This window comes from Pseudomonas sp. MYb541 (genome assembly GCF_037479595.1).
Lineage (GTDB): Bacteria > Pseudomonadota > Gammaproteobacteria > Pseudomonadales > Pseudomonadaceae > Aquipseudomonas > Aquipseudomonas canadensis.
Window position 1 is genome coordinate 78,223 of the sequence record NZ_JBBGYS010000021.1, and the last position, 24,031, is coordinate 102,253.

The window sequence follows — 24,031 nt, forward strand, 5'->3', positions numbered from 1 at the left end:
TTTACCTACAATGGGGCCGAGGCCATCCGGGCAACGTCTGCCTGATTGCGGTAGGCTGCCATATCCGCCGTATCAAAGTCACTCACTTGGTACTCAGGCGTGCTTCGACTCTCTCCATATGCCCTGTGCCGGAAGGGGCTGGTACCTCGGTTCAAGGTGCGCTCCAGTCCCTTTTCCATGGCTTCGGCTGAATCAAATTTTGCGAGCCCGAAATTTGGGTCAAAGTAGAACCAGATGGGCTGGCCATTCCTTTCCGTTACGCCGGCAACCAATGCATGATCCTGCGTGGCAATCCTGAGAGTCCGTGGCGGCGAAGCGCTGGTCAGCTCGGAAGCGATCTGGTCATAGGGGATTTGCCGTGGCCGTTTACCCATGTGGAAAGTTTGGTGACCGCTGACTGAATGGTGAAACGATCTGAGGTCGCCGATGAAGCGCGCAGCGTTGGGATCGCGTGTGTTGGCGGCGGCCTTGAAAATATTACCCAGGAAGACCGTTTCGTCTCCAGACTGCATGGCCAGCGCCAACGTGTTGGCCATGCCCGCACACTCGCCGGGTGACGCCAAGTGGGTCTGACTGAGGTAAAACTCCTGCGGCATGGGAATCACCGTGCCACCGGCCTCTTGGATGTCCCGCTGAAACAGTAGAAACCCGTCCTGGATAAGCTGTACTTTCTGGCGTTCGATTTGTTTGACCAAGGTGCCTACATCCCGGGCGCTCATTCCGGGCAGGGAAACCAGGGCCTGAAGCTCAATAATACTCATGCCCGACGAGTAGCCTGGCACGTCGTCCAGCTTTCCAAGCTCGTAGCCACGGTCGAAGTCGATAGCGTTCTCAGGACGTCGTGCCCTGGCTAATGTGGTCTCGAACTCTGCGGGCACATACAGGCCCAATACGGTAGGTGGCCCTTGGGGCGGTAACGAATCACCCGCCAACTTTTTATAGAGCCAGTCGGTAAAGCTTTGATTGAGCTCTCCCTTTGCCGCTACCTTTGTTGGCGTAAAGCCCTCAAGCGCCGCGCCATAAGGACGCATCTTGTCGACATCGAACGCATACCATTTGCCATTTTTCAGGACGGCGGCGCTGTCGATACTCTGCTCGCCTACTTTCAGGCTGCCCGTTGCAACGACGATGTTGTCTACGCTGGCGGCTTTCAGCAGGTCGTAACTGCCGCTCGCCCCCCTGAGTTTGTTGACCCCCTCAGCGATCTTGCTGACCCCTGCACCGATAAGTTTCCCGCCGCCCCCGAGAAGGCCAATCACACCATCCACGGGGTTGAGTTGCCCGAAAACAGCCGCGCCAATGACTTTGGTTGCCCGTGCCACTTTGGTCACGGTGGACACCGTGCTACCGGCGATCTTCGTCAGCTTTCCGGCCGTGCCCACACCTGCGGTCAGGAAGCCAAATATGTCCAGTCCGAGATCGAAAATACCCTCGGCAATTTTTCCCTGACTAAAGTTCTTGACTGTCGAAACAAAAGGGATCAAGTCCAGCATGAAATGACCGACGGTATTGGCTGCTTTGCGATGTTTATCGCCCGTGGTCTGCCCAAGTGCCTGCTCATGGATAGCGGGGTCATCGAGATTAATATGCTCGACAAAGGCGTCAGCGATAAGTTGAGTGCGCGTCGAAGCGAAGCTGTCCAGCCGCGGGTCGTTGGGCACTGATTGCTCAGTGCTCAGGTTGGTCGCGTTTACAGAGGGCGTGAACGCTTTCTTTTCATACACGATATTTGCCGCTCGCCAGGTACCCGTTGTTGCGTCACTTTCCGGGACCTTGCGGATAGCGCCCCCATTGAAGTCAATTTCATACGCAATAGGCACCCCGTCACGCTCAATCCTTACCAGCAACTTCGGGTCTTTTGGTAGCTGCGTCTTGTCAAAGAAACCCATTCCCAGTTTTTGGGAGTGGGTTTGATAAAAACTGACCTTGCCATATTCAAAGTTTTCGCGATCTTGCAGAGGCAACTGAGAAATCAGGTGCTTGATGGAGGTACTGACCGCAGCCTTCTTTTCTTCGATGGCGTTTTTGAATTGCGATTGAAACGCAGCGAGCACTCCAAACCCTGGGTTCTCGTTCAGTTGCGCCACGGGGGTCCGGGGGTCGGTAGAGGTGTACGTTGAGTTAGCGTCAGCGTACATCATGGTGACGTCCAACAGGGAGTGTGGGCCGAACTCAGTGGCCGACCTATGAGGGAGCGCCGTGATCACTTTGTTTTCAAACATTGATTCCTGGCCCGGAAAGCGTTTTTTAAGCTCCGCCAGCGCCATTTCTTTACGGGAGGGGATGTCTTTCTCAAAGGCCTGTGCTGCCTGCGCCATTGACGATTGGCGGGTTTTGAAGGTGGTCACCAGCGTATTTAGTTCATCGGCTGAGTATTGATGGTCGTCTTTTTTTTCCAGCACACCATTGGCCACGCCCCAATCAATCAATGCGCTGCGTTGCGCGTTTGCAGTGACGGCGGGGTTTGCCAGGCTCGCGCCTTCGGCTTCACGCATGACTTGGGCAAAGGTCATGCTGGCCAAGCGTCCAGGCGTTTCGGCTTCTATTGTTGCAGCAGCCACCGCGAGGTTGACCCAGGCCGGGCTGCCGTAAGTCACCCTGTCCGGGATGTCCTTGATCAGAAAAACCGGCGCGCGAGCGGCCAATAACAGGTGTGTGCCAGCATCCGCCATCTCGGGGCCAGCCCTGAGCGGGTCCGATAAATGCGTTTTCAGGCCATTCACTATCTCGGACGCGGGCTTGCCCCAGTGGTTTTCGCTGGCCAGATCGAACCCCCCGAGAGTGTTGCGTTTAGGGACTCTGCTGGAGCCCGGATCGGGGTCATGGTCAAGTTGCAGTACCAGTGCAGCCAGCAGGTAGTCCAGGGTGCTTGTATCAGTGGGGATCCCTCTCATATGGTCCCGAAATGATATTCCCGCCTGTTGCGCCGTTGGAGAACTTACAAGCGTGTTTAGCGTGTTGACCGGATCCCTCAGCGTGTCAGCGGTAAGCCTAGCGTTGTTCCTCAAGTACTCCAACAGTCGTCCGCTATACCCTTTAGTCAGCGCAAGCCGGCGGCCTAGAGTTCGTAACGTTTTCTGCCCGCTTTCGCTCATTGGCACCGGCCAACCAAGTGCTCCGTCCAAACTTCCCAGCGGGTGTTCCTGCGACCGGTTGATCACCGCGTCCGAAAGCCCGCCCAGAGAGAAATGGTCGTGAGGCAAACGCAAGCCAAGGTGGTTGACAAATGATTCAAGCGTAGTGTGCTCACCCAGCGCCGTGAAACCTGGCGAATCTGAATGAAGCGTCATGGGCGTTGTTTTCAGCGCGTGAAGGACTGCCGTTGAGGACGCGTCAGGGCCTAAACGATCAGCCACCTGGGCAAGCTTGTCTCCAAGAACCTTCAAGTTATGGTTATGACCCAACGCCTGGTTGAGATTGAAGGGACGATCGAGTGTGCTGACGGCGAGTGGTTGCTCCGTTTGCTCAGACGCCTTGTCGCTAGACACTGGAGGCGCGGCTGGCGGAAGTTGGGCAGGTTCCGACGTCTGCAAGGAGAGGGGAGTGGGTGATGAAACGTAACGGGATTGCAAAGAGATAGTCATGCGCGTGCACCATGTAAGAATAAAGGTGTGCGTCTATCACGCGGATCTTCCATTTTCCCAGACGCAAAGGTCAGTGGGAAAGCTACCCAACCAAGTTCCGAATTTGGTGCAGGCGAAGTATTAGGATTTGAGACCGTAAGAAAAAGGATGGACGCGCTGAGAGCCGATACATAAGCGAACGACTGAAATGGCAGAAAAATAGCGTTGAACCGTAACTTTGGGGCAAACTCCCGGTTTTTCCACACTTGGCCAAGGCATGCCCATGACTCCAGCGTCGTCCATCGATGAAAAGAGCTTTCGTAACCTCCTGAGCCGAAACGTCGCGCTGCCCTTGAGTGTGGGCGTGCTCAGCGCGGTGTTCTTCGTAGTACTGATCACCTATCTGTTGTCGGTGATCCAGTGGGTTGAACACACCGATCGGGTGATCAATAACCTCAATGAGTCGTCCAAGCTGACCGTTGACCTGGAAACCGGCATGCGCGGCTTCCTGATCACGGGTGACGAGCATTTCCTCGACCCTTACGAAGTGGCCAAGCCGCGCATCATTGCCGATTTGCGCAATTTGCAGGACCTGGTGGCCGACAACCCACAACAGGTGGATCGCCTCAAACGCCTGGAAGCCCTGCAAATCGAGTGGAACAAATACGCCCAGTCGATGATTGATATGCAGCGTGAGAGCGGTGACTACCGCAGCGCCGTCAAGGCCGGTCGTGGCAAGCGCCTGACGGACGAGATCCGCAAGGAATACGACGACGCGGTGGCGATGGAGCAGCAGTTCCGCATCACCCGGAATGAAGAGGTTACCCGTACCACGGTGATCAGTGTCACCTTGTACTTGGCGTTCGTATTGGGGTTGAGTGCTTTTCTGGCTTACATCGGGCGCAAGAATTTAATTTCACTATCAGAGAGTTACAGCGATAACCTCGCGTCACAACAGAAGATCGCGCGGCGCCTGGAACAACAAGCCTGGCTGCGCAATGGCCAGACCGAACTGGCCGAACAGGTGCTCGGCCAGCTCACCCTGAACATGCTGGGCCGCAATATCCTGCAATTCTTTGCCCAGTACATGGGCTCGGCCGTCGCCGCGCTGTACGTGCGTGAAGAACATGGCGGCCTCAAGCGCGTGGCCACCTATGGTTTCTCCCGCGAGCAGGAGCAGCAGGAACAGTCGATCTACAGCGACGAGGGCATCGTTGGGCAGTCCGCCAACCTGGGTCGCCTGATTCGCCTGGATGACGTTCCGGTGGATTACTTCAAAGTCAGCTCCGGCCTGGGTGAAAGCACTACCCGCAGTGTACTGGTGGTGCCGACCAACAATGACGAGCGGGTCAACGGGGTGCTTGAGCTGGGGTTCCTGCGCCCTCTGGAAGAGCGCGACATCGAGCTCCTGGAGCTGATTTCCGGCAATATCGGCACCTCCATCGAAGCCGCCCGCTATCGCCAGCGCTTGCAGGAAGTGCTGGCCGAGACACAGCAGCTCAACGAAGAGCTGCAAGTGCAGCAGGAAGAGCTCAAGACCGCCAACGAAGAGCTGGAAGAACAGTCACGCATCCTCAAGGAATCCCAGGCCCACCTGGAAACCCAGCAGGCGGAGCTGGAGCAAACCAACGAGCAGTTGGCCGAGCAGACCGAAACCCTGGCCGAGCAACGTGACGCCATGGACCGCAAGAACGTTGAACTGAACCAGGCTCAACTTGAGCTTGAAGATCGCGCTGAAGAACTGCAGCGTTCCAGCAAGTACAAGTCCGAATTCCTCGCCAACATGTCCCACGAGCTGCGTACACCGCTGAACAGCTCGCTGATCCTGGCCAAGCTGCTGGCCGAGAACCCCCAGGAAAACCTCAGCGCTGAACAGGTCAAGTTCGCCGAGTCGATTTACTCCGCCGGTAATGACCTGCTCAACCTGATCAACGACATCCTCGACATCTCCAAGGTTGAGGCCGGCAAGCTGGAAATGCGCCCGGAAAACTCCAGCGTGGCACGCTTGGTCGACGGCCTGCGTGGCATGTTCGAGCCGCTGGCGGCCGATCGCAAACTGGGCTTCCAGGTGGAGGTGCAGGAAGGCGCGCCGGGCATGCTGTTCACGGATCGCCAGCGCCTGGAGCAGATCCTCAAGAATCTGCTGTCCAACGCGGTCAAATTCACCGAACAGGGCGAGGTCAGCCTGTCAGTGTCCCGCGCACCGGGGGAGGGCATTGCCTTTGCCGTGCGCGATTCCGGCATTGGCATTGCGCCGGATCAGCAGGAAAGCATCTTCGAAGCCTTCCGTCAGGCGGATGGCACCACCAACCGTCGCTACGGTGGCACCGGCCTGGGCCTGTCGATTTCCCGCGACCTGGCGACCTTGCTGGGAGGCTACATCAGCGTGACCAGCGAGCCGGGCAAGGGCAGCATTTTCACGCTGATCCTGCCGGAACAGTATGTCGAGCGCGAAGAAGACGCTGCCCCCATTGAACAACCGCGCCAAGTGGTGGTGACGCCTGCGCCGACACCCGTGAAGGTGTCCCCGATGCCAGTGGCCGACGCCAAGCTGATCCCGCGCTTTGCCGACGACCGCGACAAGGCGCCGTTCACCACGCGCTGCATCTTGGTGGTGGAAGACGAGCCCAACTTCGCCCGTATCCTCTTCGACCTGGCCCATGAGCTGGGCTACAACTGCCTGGTGGCCCACGGCGCGGACGAAGGCTACAGCCTGGCCGAGGAATACGTACCCGATGCGATCCTGCTGGACATGCGCCTGCCGGACCATTCCGGGCTGACCGTGCTGCAACGCCTGAAAGAACATGCCAGCACCCGGCATATCCCGGTGCATGTGATTTCCGTGGAAGACCGCGTCGAAGCCGCCATGCACATGGGCGCCATCGGCTATGCGGTCAAGCCAACCACTCGCGAAGAACTCAAGGACGTGTTCGCGCGCCTGGAAGCCAAGCTGACCCAGAAGGTCAAGCGCGTGCTTCTGGTTGAGGACGATGACCTGCAACGCGACAGCATTGCGCGCCTGATCGGCGACGATGATATCGAGATCACCGACGTCGGCTACGCCCAGGCGGCCTTGGACCTGCTGCGCACGAATATCTACGACTGCATGATCATCGACCTCAAGCTGCCAGACATGCTTGGCAACGAGCTGCTCAAGCGCATGGCGACCGAGGACATCTGCTCATTCCCACCCGTGATCGTCTACACCGGGCGCAACCTGACCCGCGATGAAGAGGCTGAGCTGCGCAAGTATTCGCGCTCGATCATCATCAAAGGTGCACGTTCGCCGGAGCGCTTGCTGGATGAAGTGACACTCTTTCTGCACAAAGTCGAATCCCAGCTGTCCCATGACCGCCAGAAGATGCTCAAGACCGCCCGCAGCCGCGACAAGGTCTTTGAGGGGCGTAAAATCCTGCTGGTGGACGACGACGTACGCAACATCTTCGCCCTGACCAGCGCCCTGGAGCACAAAGGCGCCGTGGTGGTGATCGGGCGTAATGGTCGTGAAGCCATCGACAAACTCAATGAAGTCGAGGATATCGACCTGGTACTGATGGACGTGATGATGCCGGAAATGGACGGTTACGAGGCCACCGCCTTGATCCGCCAGGACCCGCGCTGGAAGAAGCTGCCGATCATCGCCGTGACGGCCAAGGCCATGAAGGACGATCAGGAGCGCTGTCTCGCGGCCGGTTCCAATGATTACCTGGCCAAGCCGATTGATCTGGACCGTCTGTTCTCACTGATTCGCGTATGGCTACCGAAGATGGAACGCATTTAAGTGGAGCGAAGTTTCTTGGAAAAAAGCAGCGACATTGAGCTGCGCCTGTTGATCGAGGCGATTTACCTCAAGTACAGCTACGACTTCCGCGATTACTCCGGGGCGTCGGTGAAGCGGCGCGTGGCCCATGCCTTGCGCCAGTTCGATTGTGCGACCATTTCCGCCTTGCAGGAGCGTGTGCTGCACGACCCGGCGGCGTTCATGCAGTTGCTGCAGTTCCTGACGATTCCGGTGAGCGAGATGTTCCGTGACCCGTCGCACTTCCTGGCGATCCGCCAGGAAGTGGTGCCGCTGCTCAAGACTTACCCGTCGATCAAGATCTGGATTGCCGGCTGCAGCACGGGCGAGGAGGTGTACTCCATGGCCATCCTGCTGCGTGAGGAGGGTTTGCTGGAGCGTACGATCATCTACGCCACCGACATCAACCCGGCGTCCCTGGATAAGGCCAAGCAGGGCATTTTTTCCCTGGAGAACGTACGTGCCTACACTGCCAACTATCAGCAGGCCGGTGGGCAACGTTCATTTGCCGACTACTACACCGCGGCTTACGATTACGCGATATTCGATAAAACGCTGCGCGAAAATGTCACCTTTGCCGATCACAGCTTGGCGACCGACAGTGTATTCTCAGAAACTCAATTAATTTCATGTCGTAACGTGCTGATTTATTTCAATAAAAAATTGCAGGATCGCGCGTTTGGATTGTTCCATGAGTCGCTGTGCCATCGCGGCTTCCTGGTGCTGGGCAGCAAGGAGACCCTGGATTTCTCCGCCTACGGCAAACAGTTCGAACCCTTGGTCAAACAGGAACGGATCTACCGCAAACTATGAATCAAGCGGCTGCCAGCCCGGCATCGGTCCGGGGCATAGAAGCGATCGTCATCGGCGCCTCCGCCGGTGGCGTGGAGGCGTTGCTGACGATTTTCGCCGAGCTGCCTGCCGATTTCGGCTTGCCGATCATCACCGTGCTGCACTTGCCGGACGAGCGTCGCAGCCAATTGGCTGAAGTGTTCGACCGCCGCGTCGCCATGCCCGTGGTGGAAGCCCGTGACAAGGAAGTGATCAAGCCGGGCACCCTGTATTTTGCCGGCCCTGGCTATCACCTGTCGGTAGAGCATGACCGCAGCCTGTCCTTGAGCCAGGAAGACCGCGTGCACCACTCGCGGCCGGCGATTGATTACCTCTTTGAATCCGCCGCCGATGCCTATGGCACGGGCTTGCTGGCCATTCTGTTGACCGGCGCCAACCATGACGGCGCGCGCGGCTTGGCCCATGTCAAGCAACAAGGTGGAACCACTGTGGTGCAAGAGCCCACAGAAGCACGCGTTGCCGTCATGCCCCGTGCAGCCCTGGCGCTGCATACACCCGACCACATTCTGACGCTGAGCCACATTGGCTCATTGCTGGCTTCCCTGGAATATTCCCCATGTTAAGTACTATCCAGGCCAAACTGCTGATCGTCGACGATCTGCCGGAAAACCTGCTGGCCCTTGAAGCGCTGATCAAGCGCGAGGACCGCCAGGTGTTCAAGGCATTGAGTGCCGACGAGGCCTTGTCCCTGTTGCTGGAGCACGAGTTCGCCATGGCGATTCTCGATGTGCAAATGCCCGGCATGAATGGTTTCGAGCTGGCAGAATTGATGCGCGGTACCGAGAAAACCAAGAACATCCCGATCGTGTTTGTCAGCGCAGCCGGCCGCGAACTCAATTACGCGTTCAAGGGTTACGAGAGCGGCGCCGTGGATTTCCTGCACAAGCCGCTGGATATCCATGCGGTGAAGAGCAAGGTCAACGTGTTCGTCGACCTGTTCCGCCAAAGCAAGGCCATGAAGCAACAGGTCGAGGCCCTGGAGCGCAGCCGTCGCGAGCAGGAACTGCTGCTGACGCGCCTGCAGGCGACCCAGGCCGAGCTGGAACAGGCCGTGCGCATGCGTGACGACTTCATGTCGATCGTCGCCCACGAAGTACGTACGCCCCTCAACGGCCTGATCCTTGAGACCCAGCTGCGCAAGATGCACCTGGCCCGTGACAATGCCGCCGCGTTCACCCTGGACAAGATGCACGCCATGGTCGACCGCGATGAGCGCCAGATCCAGAGCCTGATCCGCCTGATCGAAGACATGCTCGATGTCTCGCGCATCCGCACCGGCAAGCTTTCAATACGCCCGGCCCACTTCGACCTGACCCAACTGGTGAGCAATCTGGTGGAGAACTTCGCCCCCCAGGTCGCCGCAGCGGATTCGTCCATGACACTGGTTGCCGACGGCCCGGTGGAAGGCAACTGGGATGAGTTCCGTATCGAACAGGTGGTGACCAACCTGCTGACCAACGCCCTGCGCTACGGGGCCAAGAGCCCGGTGGCGGTGCGCGTGTACAGCGAGCATGGCGAGGCGCGGGTAGAGGTGCGCGACCATGGGATCGGCATCAGCGAAGAAAACCAGAAGCGTATTTTCCAACAGTTCGAGCGCGTGTCCGCCAGCCAAGTGGCTGCGGGCCTGGGCCTCGGGCTGTTCATTTCCGAGCAGATCGTTGCAGCCCATGGTGGCACCATCGAGGTCGAGAGCCAGATAGGCGAGGGCGCCTTGTTCCGGGTATGCCTGCCATTGCAGGCCGCGGCATGAATTCAATCGTCACCTCGACGCAACCTCTGCGTGACCCCATGGTCGTACTTGCAGCAACTGACCGGACTAAGGCTTCCCATGAGTGAAGATGCACAAGATGTCGTACTGATCGTCGAGGACGACGAATCCATTATGTTTGTGCTGGGTGAATACCTGGCTGGCCTGGGCTATCGGGTGTTGAAGGCGATCGATGGGGAGCAGGCCTTTGAAATTCTGGCGACCAAGCCGCACCTGGATTTGATGGTGACGGACTACCGTTTGCCGGGCGGGATCTCCGGCGTGCAGATTGCCGAGCCGGCGATCAAGTTGCGACCGGAATTGAAGGTTATTTTCATCAGCGGTTACCCGCAGGAAATCCTCGACTGCAACAGTCCGATCACGCGCAACGCGCCGATCCTGGCCAAGCCGTTTGACCTGGATACGTTGCAGGAGCATATCCAGCGCTTGCTGGCATGAGCAGGGCGGCGTCTGCAAAAGGACGCCGCACATTTCGCAGGGTTTAGGCTTTCAACTTCTGCACGTTGGCATTGAGCGTTCCCGCTGTAGTGAAGGTATATTCAGCACCATCAATTGGATGATCGAGATAGTCCTGAAGGCCTTTGTGGTTGCCGTGGCTGATATCATAGACGAAGCCCCCACCGCTTACTTGTTTCAACGGATGGCCGTTTTTTAGCATAGCGCTGTCCAAGGCAAGGCCATTGAAGTTATATAGAAATAACTCGCCTTTCTCGGTTTTTTGTAGGTAAACAGTGTGTGTAAAGTTTTTTTCTCCGTGGAGCGACTTAAAGTTAATAAGCCCTGACTCGGAAATTTCTGCGGGATTAAATATTGATTTCGTATTAGCAGGATTTATGCCCATTAATTCAAGGTATGCGGGCGTGTAGTTAGTGCCAGGCACTCTGCTTGCCGACTTTCTAATAGCGTCGAGAACGTTGCTGGAGAGTGCTTTCTCCGCCTCTCCCAATTGCACTGACGCCGTATAACAGACCCCAGGTGTTCTGCCAGGTTTGGCCATTAGCTTGTCCCAGCTTTTGGTCAGGTCAGCGTGAGAGAGAGGGCGGGAGGCATTGGTAGGCTTGAAGTTTACGAGGGCGGAGCCAAACGCTTCATTTTTAGTTGGATTATAGGCATACCAGTTATCATTTTTAAAAATCGCGGGGCCTTGTACGGTCTCGCTGCTGACCTTAAAAGTACCGACGGATGCCTTATTCAAGTGTTTGCTGGATAACAGTACGCTCCCCACGTCGTCAGCGTTACGTGTGATTGATCTGAAACCGTCGACTACTATATGTTTGCCTTTTTTTGCGAGCCCGACGCCTATCTGACCAAGGCCAATAAGGCCATCGAAGGGGTTAAGCGCGCCTACGGCTGCGCGGCCAAGTATTTTCCCAACCTTGATAGCTTTGCTCGCTGCTGTAGCCCCCGCATGTAAAGCCTTTGCGCCCTTTGCAGCCGTGCCAATACCTATTGCAAAGCCAAATGCATCAAACGCCAAATCTTCGAAACCATCCTGAATCTTACCGTTAGAAAAAATTTACGATCGCAGACCTTAGAGGAATCAAATTGAGAAAGAAGTCTTGAGCCTTTTTGTAAAAAGGTATTTCAGTATCAAAGGTAGTCAACCCTTGCGCCTCATCCCTGTAGCTTTTTATATCAATGTGCTCTTTGAATGCATCGGCTATTAGATGTGTTCTAGAACTGTCAAAACTATATGGAATACTCGTAGAGTGAGGATGCTCAGTGTAAATATAGTCTGCATAGCCCTCAGGTTTTATCTCTACAAGCCTTTTTTCCGGAAATCTTATACCGCCAACCGCCACACCATTCAAATCCAAGCGCTCAATCACGCGGCCTGCTGTCGGATCTATCTCATAGGTTCGGGTCTGTCCATTTCGCACAATTCTTACTATCAAATTGTTATGCTCGCGAGGAAGGATGTCCGGTGCCTTGGCCGCCTGCGTTTTCGTCCATTTAAGGCTGTCCTCACGCATGACAGTAATGCTGCCAAACTCCAAATCTCGACGGATATTCAAGGGCTGTGTTGCGATCAGGTGCTTTACTTGGGCGGCGGTATTTCTCTCTATTGAATGACTGTATTCTGAAAATTGCTTTGTGAATGATTCTGCTGCATTGGGCAGCTGTTCTAAAGTGGGTAATAGCTCAGTTATATTGACGTTAGTCGAAGATGAAACAAGCGTTCCTTTATACGCGTCTTGCGTAATGAAGTTACCTTGAAGGTCGGTGGCTGCACGTTGCGGGGGCTCTGAATAGAATTCAAATTTACCCTTGAGGTAAAGATCAAGCACCGAATAAGGCCCAGGGTAGTCTGGGATATAGGGCTCCAATGTCAGGCACTTTTCTTCAAACTGTTTCTCGGTCATTTCCGGCAGAGCCTTTTTCAGCTCCGCCAATGCGATGTCCTTGGCAATCGGCATCGGTGTGTTCTGAGCGCCAGAGGCTGTTTTCAACTCACTGATTTGTTCATTGTAAGCATCGCGCACTTCTTTCTTTGATGTCTCATTCATGGGGTAACCCAAACCATTGGCAAGGCCCCAGTACTTGAGCGCACGCTCCTGAGCTTCGTACTCGATAATTTGTTCTTGCGCTGAAATCGGAGCAATTTCAGCGGCGAGCATGACATCGCCATAGCTCATGGATGCCGTCGAGCCGGGCGACTTTGCTTCCAGACGCGCCACCGCAGTAGTAAAGCTGACCCAGCTATGTGAGCCAAGGGTTACTTTTTCTGGGATGTCCTTCACCAAGTACTCAGGCGCCTGGGATGAAAGCAATAAATGCGCGTGAACGCGGGCGTTCTCTGGCGATGTCGCTGCACCGCTGGACAATAGGTCATCGGCTACACGTGTAAAGATCTGTTGGGCAGATCGGCCGAAAGCATCGCCGCGTTCCAGCTGAGCAACAGGAATGTCGCCCTTGCTACTCATAGGGTATGTCGGATGAAGATTGAAAAAACTCAGCGCTGTCAGTAACCAGTCCTCAGCACTGCATTCGACCTCCAACGCGTCGAATTCAGCTTTGATTGCTTCGCCCAGCGCCTTGCCCTTGGGTGACTGGATCAAGGTATCTATCACGGATCGAGGGTTGCGCAAGTCGGAAGGATCAAACACTCTGCCTTGCATCAAATAGTCCAGTACGGACTTGGCGCTGCCAGTGCTGATGTTGCCAATTTCCCCGCGGTTGAGCATAGCTTTCAATTTTTGCTGGTTGATAGTACTGAGCGGTATTGGCCATGCCAGTGCGCCGCCATAATTGCCATAGCGTGTAGGTTGGGGAGCTGGGGACAAGATCGCTGCTTCAAGGTTTCTCAGTTCTGGAAGACTCTTGGGAATGTTCCAGCCCTTTTCTGTGATGTACTCCTTCAAACTAGTCGTGTTGTTTGCGTTTAAAAGCGCTTGCGGATACGTGCTGTCAGGCTCGACCCGGACCCTGGTCGTGTTCAACAGGTCGAGTATCTGATCGCTTGTTTTTGGATCCTTCGTCACCGTCGAGATCAAATCTTTAAGTGAGATCACTACGTTTAGCCGGGTATTATTGTCTGCCAGCGCCGCTTTCTGTTCGCCTAGTTTGTCTTCGCTGCGCGCTTCATCAAGGTACCCGTAGTAGTCACTGGGGCGCTCAACGAACGTGTTGTCACGTATTAACGCTTGCGCGCGCGTCCGAGCCTCATCGTCTGATAAGTTACCCTCTCCGTAGAATCTTCCAATCAGCCACAGCGGTACGCTGCTGCTGTCTTCTGAAAGCGGCGGTTGAAAAGAAAAAGGGTAATTCGATGATGCGACACTGCCAGCTTCCTTGACGAACCTGCCTACATCTGCCCAGCGTGCATTGGAGGGCCCGTATCTCTCTATCCTTCTGTCGGAGGCCGTTCGGCTCTTGAGTTTGAAGGAGATTTCACCTGACTCGGGGCTGATTTTCACAGAGTTCTTGTCAGCGTTCTGCTTTACAAGCCAATCTTTAACCCCACGCGACTCCATGGCTCGACCTAACTGAGCCCACCACTGGCCAAACGTCGAATGGTGCGGAACATTCTCGACCATGACCTCGTCATGGCTGCCCTCGAGGCTTTTCAGCAGCGCGTGGCCATACAGTGCAGCCAACGCTTTGTCGCCGGTCTCGCGACTGCTCCCGCTCTCTGGGAGCGGCACTGGCTCAGCGGTGGCTTCACGCCGGTGACGGGTGATCGTTTGAGCTACGGATGTTTGCAGAGGCGCAGCATTCGCAGGAGTGCGCAGCGCGTAATGTGAACTGCTGGTAAGAGTCGTCATTGTGGTCCCTGTTTCTCGATTTCAACGTTAGCTACGGCGTTTTCACACATCCGTTGGCAAACATTCGTGTTGAAATAACAAAAGGAGATTCCACATCAAATCAGAGCAACCATTCCTCAATGTTTCAAGGTCGCCCCGTGTTTCATCATCACGCCCGTATCATTTCCCGCACCTTCGCCGTCAACAAATCAAAGGTAAATGGCTTGGTGATCAACTGCATACCCGGGTCCAGGAACCCACCCCGCACGGCCGCGTGTTCGGCATAACCCGTAATGAATAGCACCTTGAGGTCCGGGCGGATCTGCCGGCCTATTTCGGCGAGTTGCCGGCCGTTCATGCCAGGCAGGCCGACATCGCTGATCATCAGGTCAATACGCTGATCGGATTCGATGATCGGCACCGCAGTGTTGGCGTCACCGGCCTCGACAAAGCCATAGCCCAACTCTTTGAGCACCGCGCTGACCAACACCCGCACCGCGGGGTCGTCCTCGACGATCAACACCGTTTCTCCCGCGTTGGCGAAAGGCAGCAGCGCCGCGTCAGCCGCCACGTCCGCAACGATTTCCCCGATGAATCGAGGTAGAAACAGGCTGACCGTCGTGCCTTTGCCGACTTCACTGTGGATGGTGACGTGGCCATGGGATTGGCGGGCGAAGCCATAGATCATCGATAGCCCCAGGCCCGTGCCTTGGCCGATCGGTTTGGTGGTGAAGAACGGATCGAATACACGCCCCATCACACTTTCCGGAATACCGCAGCCCGTGTCGCTGACACTCAATTCGACGTAGTCACCGGGTTCCAAGGTGCCATAAGCGGCCGTGAACACGTTGTCGAGGTGGCGGTTGGTGGTTTCCACGGTAAGGCTGCCGCCGTTGGGCATGGCGTCTCGCGCATTGATCACCAGGTTGAGCAGGGCGCTTTCCAATTGATTGGGGTCGGCCTCGGCGGTCCACAGGTGGCCGGTGAGGCGCATGTCCAGGGCGATGCTTTCATTGATGCTGCGTTGCAGCAGCTCACCCATGGACGTGACCAGTTGGTTGATCTCCACAGGTTTTGAATCAAGGGATTGGCGGCGGGAGAACGCCAGCAGCCGGTGGGTGAGGCCGGCGGCACGATTGGCCGAGGTAACGCCGAGGTCGATCAGGCTGTCGAGGTCGTCCAGTTTGCCCCGGGACACGCGCCTTCGCAGCAACTCCAGGCTGCCGATGATGCCGGTCAGCATGTTGTTGAAGTCATGGGCGATGCCGCCGGTCAACTGGCCGACCGCTTCCATCTTTTGCGATTGGCGCAGCGCATCTTCGTTGTGACGCAGTTGGGCAGTGCGTTCTTCGACCTGTTGCTCGAGGGTTTCCAGCGTTCGCTGCAGGCGCAGTTCGCTTTCACTCAGGTCTATCAGGCGGTCCCGTGCTTCGTACTGCCGACGGCGCCCGCGCAGGGCGGTGCTGACCAGGCTGATCAGCGTCACCGGATGGAACGGACGCTCCAGAAACGTCACGTTGCCCAGCAAGCCGCTGAACCGGGATGAACCGTTCTGTTCGCTGCCGCCGTGGTGGGTCATCAGGACAATAGGCAAGTCTGACCAGGCAGGTTGTTGGTGCAAATGCTCCAGCAAGGGCTCGAGGTCAACGCCGCGCAGCGCTTCGGCGGCGATGATCAGTAAACCGCAGCCGTGCTCCAATGCCTCGCACAACGTGCCCAGATCGCTGGCAATGATGCCACTGTAACCGGCCTCATTGAGCATCATCAGCGCAAGCGAGCTGTCACGTCCCAGCGGCGCGAGGATGATCGCGCGCTCGGAGACAGGTGTCACGACCGTCACTAACCCATGTCCTTGAGCAGGGGAGAGCCGGCGCCCATGTAGGTGGGAATGCCGCGCAGGACACCCTGGAAGTTGTTCAACGGCTCGCCGACGGTCATGCCACGGCTGCCGATGCGGTACTCACGAATCGTCGACTCATGGGAGCCGGTACGTTTCTTGATAATCGAGATGGCGCGGCGCACCTCGCCGACTGCCTCGAAGTAACGCAGCAGAATCACCGTATCGGCCAAGTAAGTAATATCGACTGGCGCCTGCATGTCTCCGACCAGGCCATGCTGGGCGACGGTCATGAAGGTGGCTGCGCCTCTGCGGTTCAGGTACAGCAACAGCTCGTGCATATGCAGGATCAGTGCGTTCTCTTCCGGCATTGCGGCCTGATAGCCGTTGATGCTGTCGATGACCACGGTCTTGATCCCGCGCTCATCCACACAACGCCGGACGCGGTGGGAGAACTCGCCGGGAGACAGCTCAGCGGCGTCCACTTGCTCGATCAGCAGATTGCCGGTGGCCTGCAAGGCCGCCAGGTCGATGCCCATATTCTTCATGCGCTCGAACAGCAGGCCCAACTCTTCATCGAAGATGAACAGCGCCGCCTTTTCGCCACGGGCCACGGCGGCGGCGGCGAAAATCATCGAGATCAGCGACTTGCCTGTACCGGCCGGGCCGAGGATCAGGCTGCTGGAGCCCGTCTCGATGCCGCCGCCAAGCAGCGAATCGAGCTCGCGGATGCCGCTGGTGAGCGTCTCGCGGTTGTAGCCGCCACGGTGCTCGGCCGCGACCAGGCGCGGGAACACATGCACACCACCTTGCATGATGGTGAAGTCATGGAAGCCGCCACGGTACTTCTGGCCCCGGTACTTCACCACCCGTACCCGGCGACGTTCGGCGCCGTAGTTGGGCGTCAGTTCTTCCAGGCGAATCACCCCGTGGGCCACGCTGTGCACGGTCTTGTCCAAGGATTCGGTGGTCAGGTCATCCAGCAGCAGCACGGTCGCGTCATAACGGACGAAGTAATGTTTGATCGCCAGGATCTGTCGACGATAACGTAAAGAACTCTGCGCCAGCAGGCGGATCTCGGAGAGGCTGTCGACGACCACGCGGGTCGGCTTGACCCGCTCAACCACCTCGAAGATTTGCCGCGTGGCTTCGCCCAGTTCCAAGTCCGAGGAATACAGCAGGCTTTGCTGATGTTCAGCGTTGAGCAGGCTTTCCGGTGGGGTCAGCTCGAAGATATGGATATTCTCGTCCAAGTCCCAGCCGTGGGATTTGGCACCTTGACGCAGTTCACGTTCGGTCTCGGACAAGGTGATGTACAACGAAGTCTCACCGTTCTTTGCGCCCGCCTGCAGAAAATGCAGGGCGACGGTGGTTTTACCGGTGCCTGGTTCACCTTCCAGCAGGAACAGGTGGCTGCGCGATAGTCCCCCGGAAAGAATGTCATCCAGACCTTCGATGCCGGTGGCGGCCTTTTCACTGAACAGCTCGTTGGATGTAGACAAGGAGTGCCCTCAGGTCACGTTCAAATAGAGGGGCGCGCCGCTCTTGGTGCGCCATATTTACTTGACCGTAGTGGCCTTTAGCGGTTCAACGTTTCGTAAAGTTTGTGCAACGATTGCTTGGGTTTACACGTTTTCAGCCTGGACCTACAGGCCTTGCTGCAACGCCGGATCATCCGGATTCTGTTGCTCAAGCTGCGCCAGCAGGACCTGGACGTTCTGCAACTGACCGCTTTCCTTCCAGTAATTGATCAGCAACACCCGTGCCTTGCGATTGGCGGGGTGGCGCTGGATGATTTCTTCCAGTTGGCGCTGGGCCGCCTCCAGTTCTTCCTGGGCGTGCAGGGTAGTGGCGAGGTCGTAGCGATAGTCCTGATTGTCCGGTTCCAGCTCAACGGCCTTGGACAGACCGAGCAGTGCATAGGGCCGCTCGCCGTGGTGCAACAGCCAAATGCCCAACGCGTGCTGCAGGTAGGCCGACTCGGGGTGCGCGGACAACTGACGCGCGAGCAACTGGCGGGACTCATCGGTCTTCCCTTGTTTATCCAGCAGTTCGATCTGCGCGACGACGGCTTGCAGGTTGTCTGGCTGCAGGCGCATCGCCTGTTCCAGGGCATTTTGCGCCTCCGGCAACAGCGCGCTGTGGATGTACAGGCGTGCCAGTTGAATCCAGCCTTCGGCCGTTTCGGGCTGGGCCTTGAGTTTTTTCACGAACTCGTCCAGTACCTGCTGCAACGGACCAAAATAGAGGCCCAAGGTATCTGGCGATAAACCGAGCAACGCGTTGGCGGCGGCAAACCGTACCTCCTCCTCGGGATCGTCCAGCACGGGGCCGAGCAACAGCGTGCGCTGACCGGTCGGGACCAGGCCGACAATACTGTGAATGGCGGCCTCGCGCACCAGGGGCGACTCGCTGGCCAAGTCTTTGTCTGCCAGCTTCAGGGCCTGGGGACTGGGATAGTTAGGCAACTCAGCATGCAACGCAGCGCGGCGCTCGGGGGACAGGTCCGGCCGGCCCAGTTGCTGGTACAACACCCGCGCCGCCCCAGGCTCGCCGTTACGCGCCTGTTTCAGGGCCTTGGAGTAACCATGGGCAATAGCGGGCGCTACAGCCACCGGGGTGGAGCGAGAGAAATACCAGGTGATCAGCACAATCAACAACAGGGCGCACAGGCCGACGAGGGAGTAACGGCGTGACTTTGACATGCAGGCGTCCGAAAGCGTGGGCAGCAAAGCCGTCAGCTTCGGTCAGACCACGGCAGGTGTCAAACCCGCATCAGGTCAGCACGTATTCCACCGGTTCCAAAGGCGGTGGCAGATCGGTTTCACCGAGGGCGGCCAATACTTCGCGCTCCAGAGTGCGCAGGAGGGCATTGCAGGGCAGGTCGTTTTCGTCAAAGCCGAACGGGTCCTCCAGGTCATCACCGATTTCATCGAGGCCGAAAAACGTGTAGCTGACGATGGCCGTGAACACTGGCGTCAACCAACCCAACGGCTCGGCCATGGCGAACGGCAGCAAGATGCAGAACAGGTAGATAGTGCGATGCAGCAACAAGGTATAGGGAAAGGGCAGCGGCGTGCTCTTGATCCGCTCGCAGGACGCCTGCACCTGGCTGAGACTGACCAGGCGCGCCTCCCACTGTGTGTAGCGCCATTCGCTGATCACGCCTTGCTCGGCCAATGCGCAAAACCGTGCGCCGACCTGTTGCAGCAGGTTGTCGGGCAGGTTGGGATGGTTGGCCTGGAACTGGCTCCACGGCTTTATGGCCTGGGCTTCATCTTCATGGCGCAGCCGTGCGACCAGGCCATGGGCGAAGCCGCACACGCTGCGCAGCAAACCCGCACGCTCGGCCGGATCCCGCAGCACCTGGGTTTCGCGGATCAACGAGCGCACATCGATGATCATCTGCCCCAGTTGCTTGCGGCCCTCCCACCAACGGTCATAGCAGGCGTTGTTGCGAAAGCTCATGAAGATCGACAGTGACAGCCCGAGCAAGGTGAATGGCGTGGCATTGACCTTGGAGAAATACGCCGGGTGCAGGGTTTCCACCAGCACGATCACCGAGGCCAGCAGGGTGACTAACAGGCTGCGCAGGGCGATGCGCTTGGCTATCGAACCCTTGAGGGAAAACAGGATGCCCAGGAGGTTGGGTTTGGGTCGGACTATCATTCAGGGGGCGAGCTTCTGTGTTGGTGCAGCCCATCAGGTTAGAAGCACGCACTGCGCCCGTCCAATCGCTTGGGCTGACTGGCTGATCGGCGGGGTCGATGACTGGCCAAACCAGTCAGGCAGGTTGAGGGCTTTGACCATTGCCGCAGTGGCGCTCTGGGGCGACTATTTCGATGATTCGGACCGTTAAAGAGAATAACAATGCAGATTGAAAACAAGATCTTCCTGGTCAGCGGCGGCGCTTCCGGCCTGGGTGCGGCCACCGCTGAAATGCTCGTAGCGGCAGGCGCCAAGGTGATGCTGGTAGACCTCAACGCCGATGCCGTGGCGGCCAAGGCCCAGCAGCTGGGCGAGAATGCCCGTAGCAGCGTGGCGGATATCAGCCAGGAAGCGGCCGCCGAAGCCGCCGTACAGGCCACTGTTGCAGCCTTCGGCGGGTTGCATGGGCTGGTGAACTGCGCCGGCGTAGTGCGTGGCGAGAAAATCCTCGGCAAGAACGGCCCCCATGGCCTGGCCAGCTTCGCCCAAGTGATCAACGTCAACCTGATCGGCAGTTTCAACCTGTTGCGCCTGGCAGCCGCTGCCATTGCCGAAACCGAGGCGAATGCCGACGGCGAACGCGGTGTGATCATCAACACCGCCTCCGTTGCCGCGTTTGACGGTCAGATCGGCCAGGCGGCGTATTCCGCGTCCAAGGGCGCCATCGCCAGCCTCACCCTACCGGCCGCGCGTGAACTGGCGCGTTTTGGCATCCGCGTCATGACCATCGCGCCCGGCATTTTCGAGACGCCAATGATGGCTGGCATGACCCCGGAAGTCCGTGAATCCCTGGCGGCCGGCGTGCCATTCCCGCCACGCCTGGGCAAACCCGCCGAATACGCCGCGCTGGTGCGGCACATCATTGAAAACAGCATGCTCAATGGCGAGGTGATCCGTCTCGACGGTGCCTTGCGCATGGCAGCCAAGTAAGGAGGATTTTCCATGACCGATCCCATCGTTATTGTCAGCGCCGTGCGCACGCCCATGGGTGGCTTCCAGGGTGACCTCAAGGGCCTGACCGCGCCGCAGCTGGGTTCCGCCGCGATTCGTGCGGCCGTCGACAGGGCCGGTATCGCCACCGATGCCGTGGATGAAGTGCTGTTCGGCTGCGTCCTGCCCGCAGGCCTCGGCCAGGCACCCGCACGCCAGGCGGCGTTGGGCGCCGGGCTGGACAAGGCCACGCGCTGCACCACCCTCAACAAGATGTGCGGCTCGGGCATGGAAGCCGTGATCCTGGCCCATGATTCGCTGCTGGCCGGCAGCGTCGACGTGGTGATTGCCGGTGGCATGGAAAGCATGTCCAACGCACCGTACCTGCTCGACCGCGCCCGCAGTGGCTACCGCATGGGCCACGGCAAGGTGCTGGACCACATGTTCCTCGACGGCTTGGAAGATGCCTACGACAAAGGCCGCCTGATGGGCACCTTTGCCGAGGACTGTGCCCTGCACAACGGGTTTACCCGCGAGGCCCAGGATGCGTTTGCCATTGCGTCCCTGACCCGCGCGCAGGAAGCGATCTCCCATGGCAATTTTGCCGCCGAGATCGTTCCGGTGCAGGTCACCGTGGGCAAGGAGCAGAAAACCGTCCTGCATGACGAACAGCCGCCCAAGGCCAAGCTGGACAAGATCAGCAGCCTGAAACCGGCGTTCCGTGAAGGCGGCACGGTAACGGCGGCCAACTCCAGCTCGATTTCCGATGGCGCAGCGGCCTTGCTGCTGATGCGTCAGTCCGAGGCGCAGCAACGTGGCCTCAGGCCCTTGGCGGTGATCCGTGGGCATGCGGCATTTGCCGATGAGCCAGGATTGTTCCCGGTGGCGCCGGTGGGCGCTATCCGCAAATTGATAACCAAGACCGGCTGGAAACTGGATGAGGTGGATCTGTTCGAGATCAACGAAGCCTTCGCCGTGGTCAGCCTGGTGACCATGAGCAAGCTGGAAATCCCCCACGCCAAGGTCAATATCCACGGCGGCGCCTGTGCCCTGGGCCATCCGATCGGCGCCTCTGGTGCGCGGATCCTGGTGACGCTGCTTTCGGCCCTGCGCCAGAACGGCCTCAAGCGTGGCGTCGCAGCGATTTGTATCGGCGGTGGTGAAGCCACGGCCATGGCTGTTGAATGCCTGTACTAAGGACTGACCATGCTGCCCAATGACGAACAACTGCAAATCAGCGACGCGGCCCGGCAATTTGCCCAGGAGCGCCTGAAACCCTTTGCCGCCGAATGGGACCGCGAGCATCGCTTTCCCAAGGAAGCCATCGGTGAAATGGCCGAACTGGGCTTCTTCGGCATGCTGGTGCCAGAACAGTGGGGCGGTTGCGACACCGGCTACCTGGCCTACGCCATGGCCCTGGAAGAAATTGCCGCGGGTGATGGCGCCTGCTCCACCATCATGAGCGTGCACAACTCGGTAGGTTGCGTGCCGATCCTCAAGTTCGGCAACGACCAGCAGAAAGAACAATTCCTCAAGCCCCTGGCCAGCGGCGCCATGCTCGGTGCCTTCGCGCTGACCGAGCCCCAGGCCGGTTCCGACGCCAGCAGCCTGAAAACCCGCGCACGCCTGGAAGGGGACCATTACGTGCTCAATGGCTGCAAGCAGTTCATCACCTCTGGGCAAAACGCCGGGGTGGTGATTGTGTTTGCCGTGACCGACCCGACGGCGGGCAAACGCGGGATCAGCGCGTTCATCGTGCCGACCGATTCGCCGGGCTACAGCGTGGCGCGGGTCGAGGACAAACTCGGCCAGCATGCGTCCGACACCTGTCAGATTCTGTTCGAGGAGGTGAAGGTGCCAGTCGCCAACCGTCTTGGGGAAGAGGGCGAAGGCTACAAGATTGCCCTGGCCAACCTTGAGGGCGGCCGTGTGGGTATTGCTTCACAAGCGGTGGGCATGGCCCGTGCCGCCTTTGAAGCCGCCCGCGACTATGCCCGTGAGCGTGAAAGCTTCGGCAAGCCGATCATTGAACATCAGGCCGTGGCCTTCCGCCTGGCGGACATGGCCACGCAAATCGCGGTCGCCCGGCAGATGGTGCATTACGCCGCCGCCCTGCGTGACAGCGGCAAGCCAGCGCTGGTGGAAGCCTCGATGGCGAAGCTGTTCGCCTCGGAAATGGCCGAGAAAGTCTGTTCGGCCGCCTTGCAAACCCTGGGCGGTTACGGTTACCTGAGCGACTTCCCCCTGGAGCGGATCTACCGCGACGTGCGGGTCTGCCAGATTTACGAAGGCACCAGCGATATCCAGCGCATGGTCATCTCACGCAATCTCTAAGGAGCCGATACATGAGTTACGAAACCATTTTGCTCGACGTCCAAGGCCGCGTCGGGCTGATTACCCTCAATCGCCCGCAAGCCTTGAACGCTCTCAACACGCAATTGGTCAGTGAATTGAACCAGGCACTGGATGGCCTGGAAGCCAACCCGGAAATCGGTTGCATTGTGCTGACGGGCTCCAAGAAAGCCTTCGCCGCCGGTGCCGACATCAAGGAAATGGCCGAGCTGACCTACCCGCAGATCTACCTTGATGACCTGTTCAGCGACAGCGATCGTGTGGCCAACCGCCGCAAGCCGATCATTGCCGCCGTCAACGGGTTTGCCCTGGGTGGCGGTTGCGAACTGGCCTTGATGTGCGACTTTATCCTGGCAGGCGACGGCGCCAAGTTCGGCCAGCCGGAAATCAACCTCGGCGTACTGCCGGGCATGGGCGGCACCCAGCGCCTGACCCGTGCCGTGGGCAAAGCCAAGGCCATGGAAATGTGCCTGACCGGGCGTTTTATCGACGCGGTAGAAGCCGAGCGCTGCGGGATCGTCGCACGTATCGTCCCGGCTGATGAGCTGTTGGAAGAGGCGCTGAAAGTCGCCACTCTGATTGCTGGCAAGTCAGTGCCTATCAGCATGATGGTCAAGGAAAGCGTGAACCGTGCGTTTGAAGTGAGCCTGTCGGAAGGCGTGCGTTTTGAGCGCCGGGTGTTCCATGCAGCGTTCGCGACGCAGGATCAGAAGGAAGGCATGGCGGCGTTTGTGGCCAAGCGTGCGCCCGAGTTCAAAGATCAATAATGCGATCGTCCAAACACTGAGCATCAAATGTGGGAGCTGGCTTGCCTGCGATAGCATCACCTCGGTCTGACAGATAAACCGGGGTGCCTGCATCGCAGCATAGGTACCTACACAACTTTCAGAAGCTGAAAAAATCCCCTGTAGTGGGGGGGGGGGGGGGGGGGGGGCCGGGGGGCGGGGGGGGGGGGGCCCGGGGGGGGGGGGGGGGGGG

Annotated in this window: 16 protein-coding genes; 9 read left to right on the forward strand and 7 right to left on the reverse strand. The window is 58.2% G+C overall.

Annotation, left to right across the window (positions count from 1 at the left end):
* Positions 1 to 5: 5 nt before the first annotated feature.
* Complete coding sequence (locus tag WH299_RS14980) at positions 6 to 3,584, reverse strand: hypothetical protein (protein ID WP_339550653.1); 3,579 nt, start codon at positions 3,582 to 3,584, stop codon at positions 6 to 8.
* 262 nt (positions 3,585 to 3,846) lie between these two features.
* Between WH299_RS14980 and WH299_RS14985 the strand changes: the two genes are divergently transcribed.
* The 5 genes from WH299_RS14985 (at position 3,847) to WH299_RS15005 (ending at position 10,420) form a co-directional block, all read left to right on the forward strand.
* Positions 3,847 to 7,344 (forward strand): response regulator, encoded by a 3,498-nt coding sequence (locus WH299_RS14985; protein WP_122727093.1) that lies wholly within the window; start codon positions 3,847 to 3,849, stop codon positions 7,342 to 7,344.
* Complete coding sequence (locus WH299_RS14990; protein WP_012724198.1) at positions 7,345 to 8,175, forward strand: CheR family methyltransferase; 831 nt, start codon at positions 7,345 to 7,347, stop codon at positions 8,173 to 8,175.
* On the forward strand, positions 8,172 to 8,777 hold the full coding sequence (locus tag WH299_RS14995) for a chemotaxis protein CheB (protein ID WP_126570299.1): 606 nt from the start codon (positions 8,172 to 8,174) through the stop codon (positions 8,775 to 8,777). Before WH299_RS14990 ends, WH299_RS14995 begins: the two co-directional genes overlap by 4 nt.
* The gene (locus WH299_RS15000; RefSeq protein ID WP_123477511.1) at positions 8,771 to 9,964 is read left to right on the forward strand and encodes a hybrid sensor histidine kinase/response regulator; all 1,194 of its coding nucleotides are present in this window, start codon (positions 8,771 to 8,773) and stop codon (positions 9,962 to 9,964) included. Before WH299_RS14995 ends, WH299_RS15000 begins: the two co-directional genes overlap by 7 nt.
* Before the next feature lie 78 nt (positions 9,965 to 10,042).
* Positions 10,043 to 10,420, forward strand: coding sequence for a response regulator (locus WH299_RS15005; protein ID WP_003217591.1), 378 nt, complete (start codon positions 10,043 to 10,045; stop codon positions 10,418 to 10,420).
* A 43-nt stretch (positions 10,421 to 10,463) separates the two neighbouring features.
* On the opposite strand, the gene WH299_RS15010 is transcribed toward WH299_RS15005, so the two are convergent.
* The 6 genes from WH299_RS15010 to WH299_RS15035 form a co-directional block, all read right to left on the reverse strand.
* On the reverse strand, positions 10,464 to 11,459 hold the full coding sequence (locus WH299_RS15010; protein WP_339550654.1) for a hypothetical protein: 996 nt from the start codon (positions 11,457 to 11,459) through the stop codon (positions 10,464 to 10,466).
* 28 nt (positions 11,460 to 11,487) lie between these two features.
* Positions 11,488 to 14,247: a hypothetical protein gene (locus WH299_RS15015; RefSeq protein WP_339550656.1), complete on the reverse strand. Its 2,760-nt coding sequence runs from the start codon at positions 14,245 to 14,247 to the stop codon at positions 11,488 to 11,490.
* A 148-nt stretch (positions 14,248 to 14,395) separates the two neighbouring features.
* Complete coding sequence (locus tag WH299_RS15020) at positions 14,396 to 16,066, reverse strand: ATP-binding protein (RefSeq protein WP_126570297.1); 1,671 nt, start codon at positions 16,064 to 16,066, stop codon at positions 14,396 to 14,398.
* Positions 16,066 to 17,565: an ATPase domain-containing protein gene (locus WH299_RS15025; RefSeq protein ID WP_339550657.1), complete on the reverse strand. Its 1,500-nt coding sequence runs from the start codon at positions 17,563 to 17,565 to the stop codon at positions 16,066 to 16,068. The genes WH299_RS15020 and WH299_RS15025 overlap by 1 nt, the downstream gene beginning before the upstream one ends.
* Positions 17,566 to 17,709: 144 nt before the next feature.
* Positions 17,710 to 18,768 carry a tetratricopeptide repeat protein gene (locus WH299_RS15030; RefSeq protein ID WP_028616183.1) on the reverse strand — a complete coding sequence of 353 codons (1,059 nt, stop codon included), beginning with the start codon at positions 18,766 to 18,768 and terminating at the stop codon, positions 17,710 to 17,712.
* Between the two features lie 70 nt (positions 18,769 to 18,838).
* A complete protein-coding gene (locus WH299_RS15035; protein WP_028616182.1) occupies positions 18,839 to 19,732 on the reverse strand; it encodes a bestrophin family protein in 894 nt (297 codons plus the stop codon).
* A gap of 201 nt (positions 19,733 to 19,933) precedes the next feature.
* Here WH299_RS15035 and WH299_RS15040 point away from each other — a divergent pair, with 201 nt between their 5' ends.
* From WH299_RS15040 to WH299_RS15055, 4 genes are read left to right on the forward strand one after another with little or no spacing between them, the layout of a single operon-like run.
* Positions 19,934 to 20,701, forward strand: a complete 768-nt coding sequence (locus WH299_RS15040) for an SDR family NAD(P)-dependent oxidoreductase (RefSeq protein ID WP_122727082.1) — start codon at positions 19,934 to 19,936, stop codon at positions 20,699 to 20,701.
* A 12-nt stretch (positions 20,702 to 20,713) separates the two neighbouring features.
* Positions 20,714 to 21,898, forward strand: coding sequence for an acetyl-CoA C-acyltransferase (locus WH299_RS15045; protein ID WP_339550658.1), 1,185 nt, complete (start codon positions 20,714 to 20,716; stop codon positions 21,896 to 21,898).
* Positions 21,899 to 21,907: 9 nt separating this feature from the next.
* Positions 21,908 to 23,035 carry an acyl-CoA dehydrogenase gene (locus WH299_RS15050; RefSeq protein WP_122685042.1) on the forward strand — a complete coding sequence of 376 codons (1,128 nt, stop codon included), beginning with the start codon at positions 21,908 to 21,910 and terminating at the stop codon, positions 23,033 to 23,035.
* Positions 23,036 to 23,046: 11 nt separating this feature from the next.
* Complete coding sequence (locus WH299_RS15055; RefSeq protein ID WP_339550660.1) at positions 23,047 to 23,820, forward strand: enoyl-CoA hydratase; 774 nt, start codon at positions 23,047 to 23,049, stop codon at positions 23,818 to 23,820.
* The last annotated feature ends 211 nt before the right edge of the window (positions 23,821 to 24,031 follow it).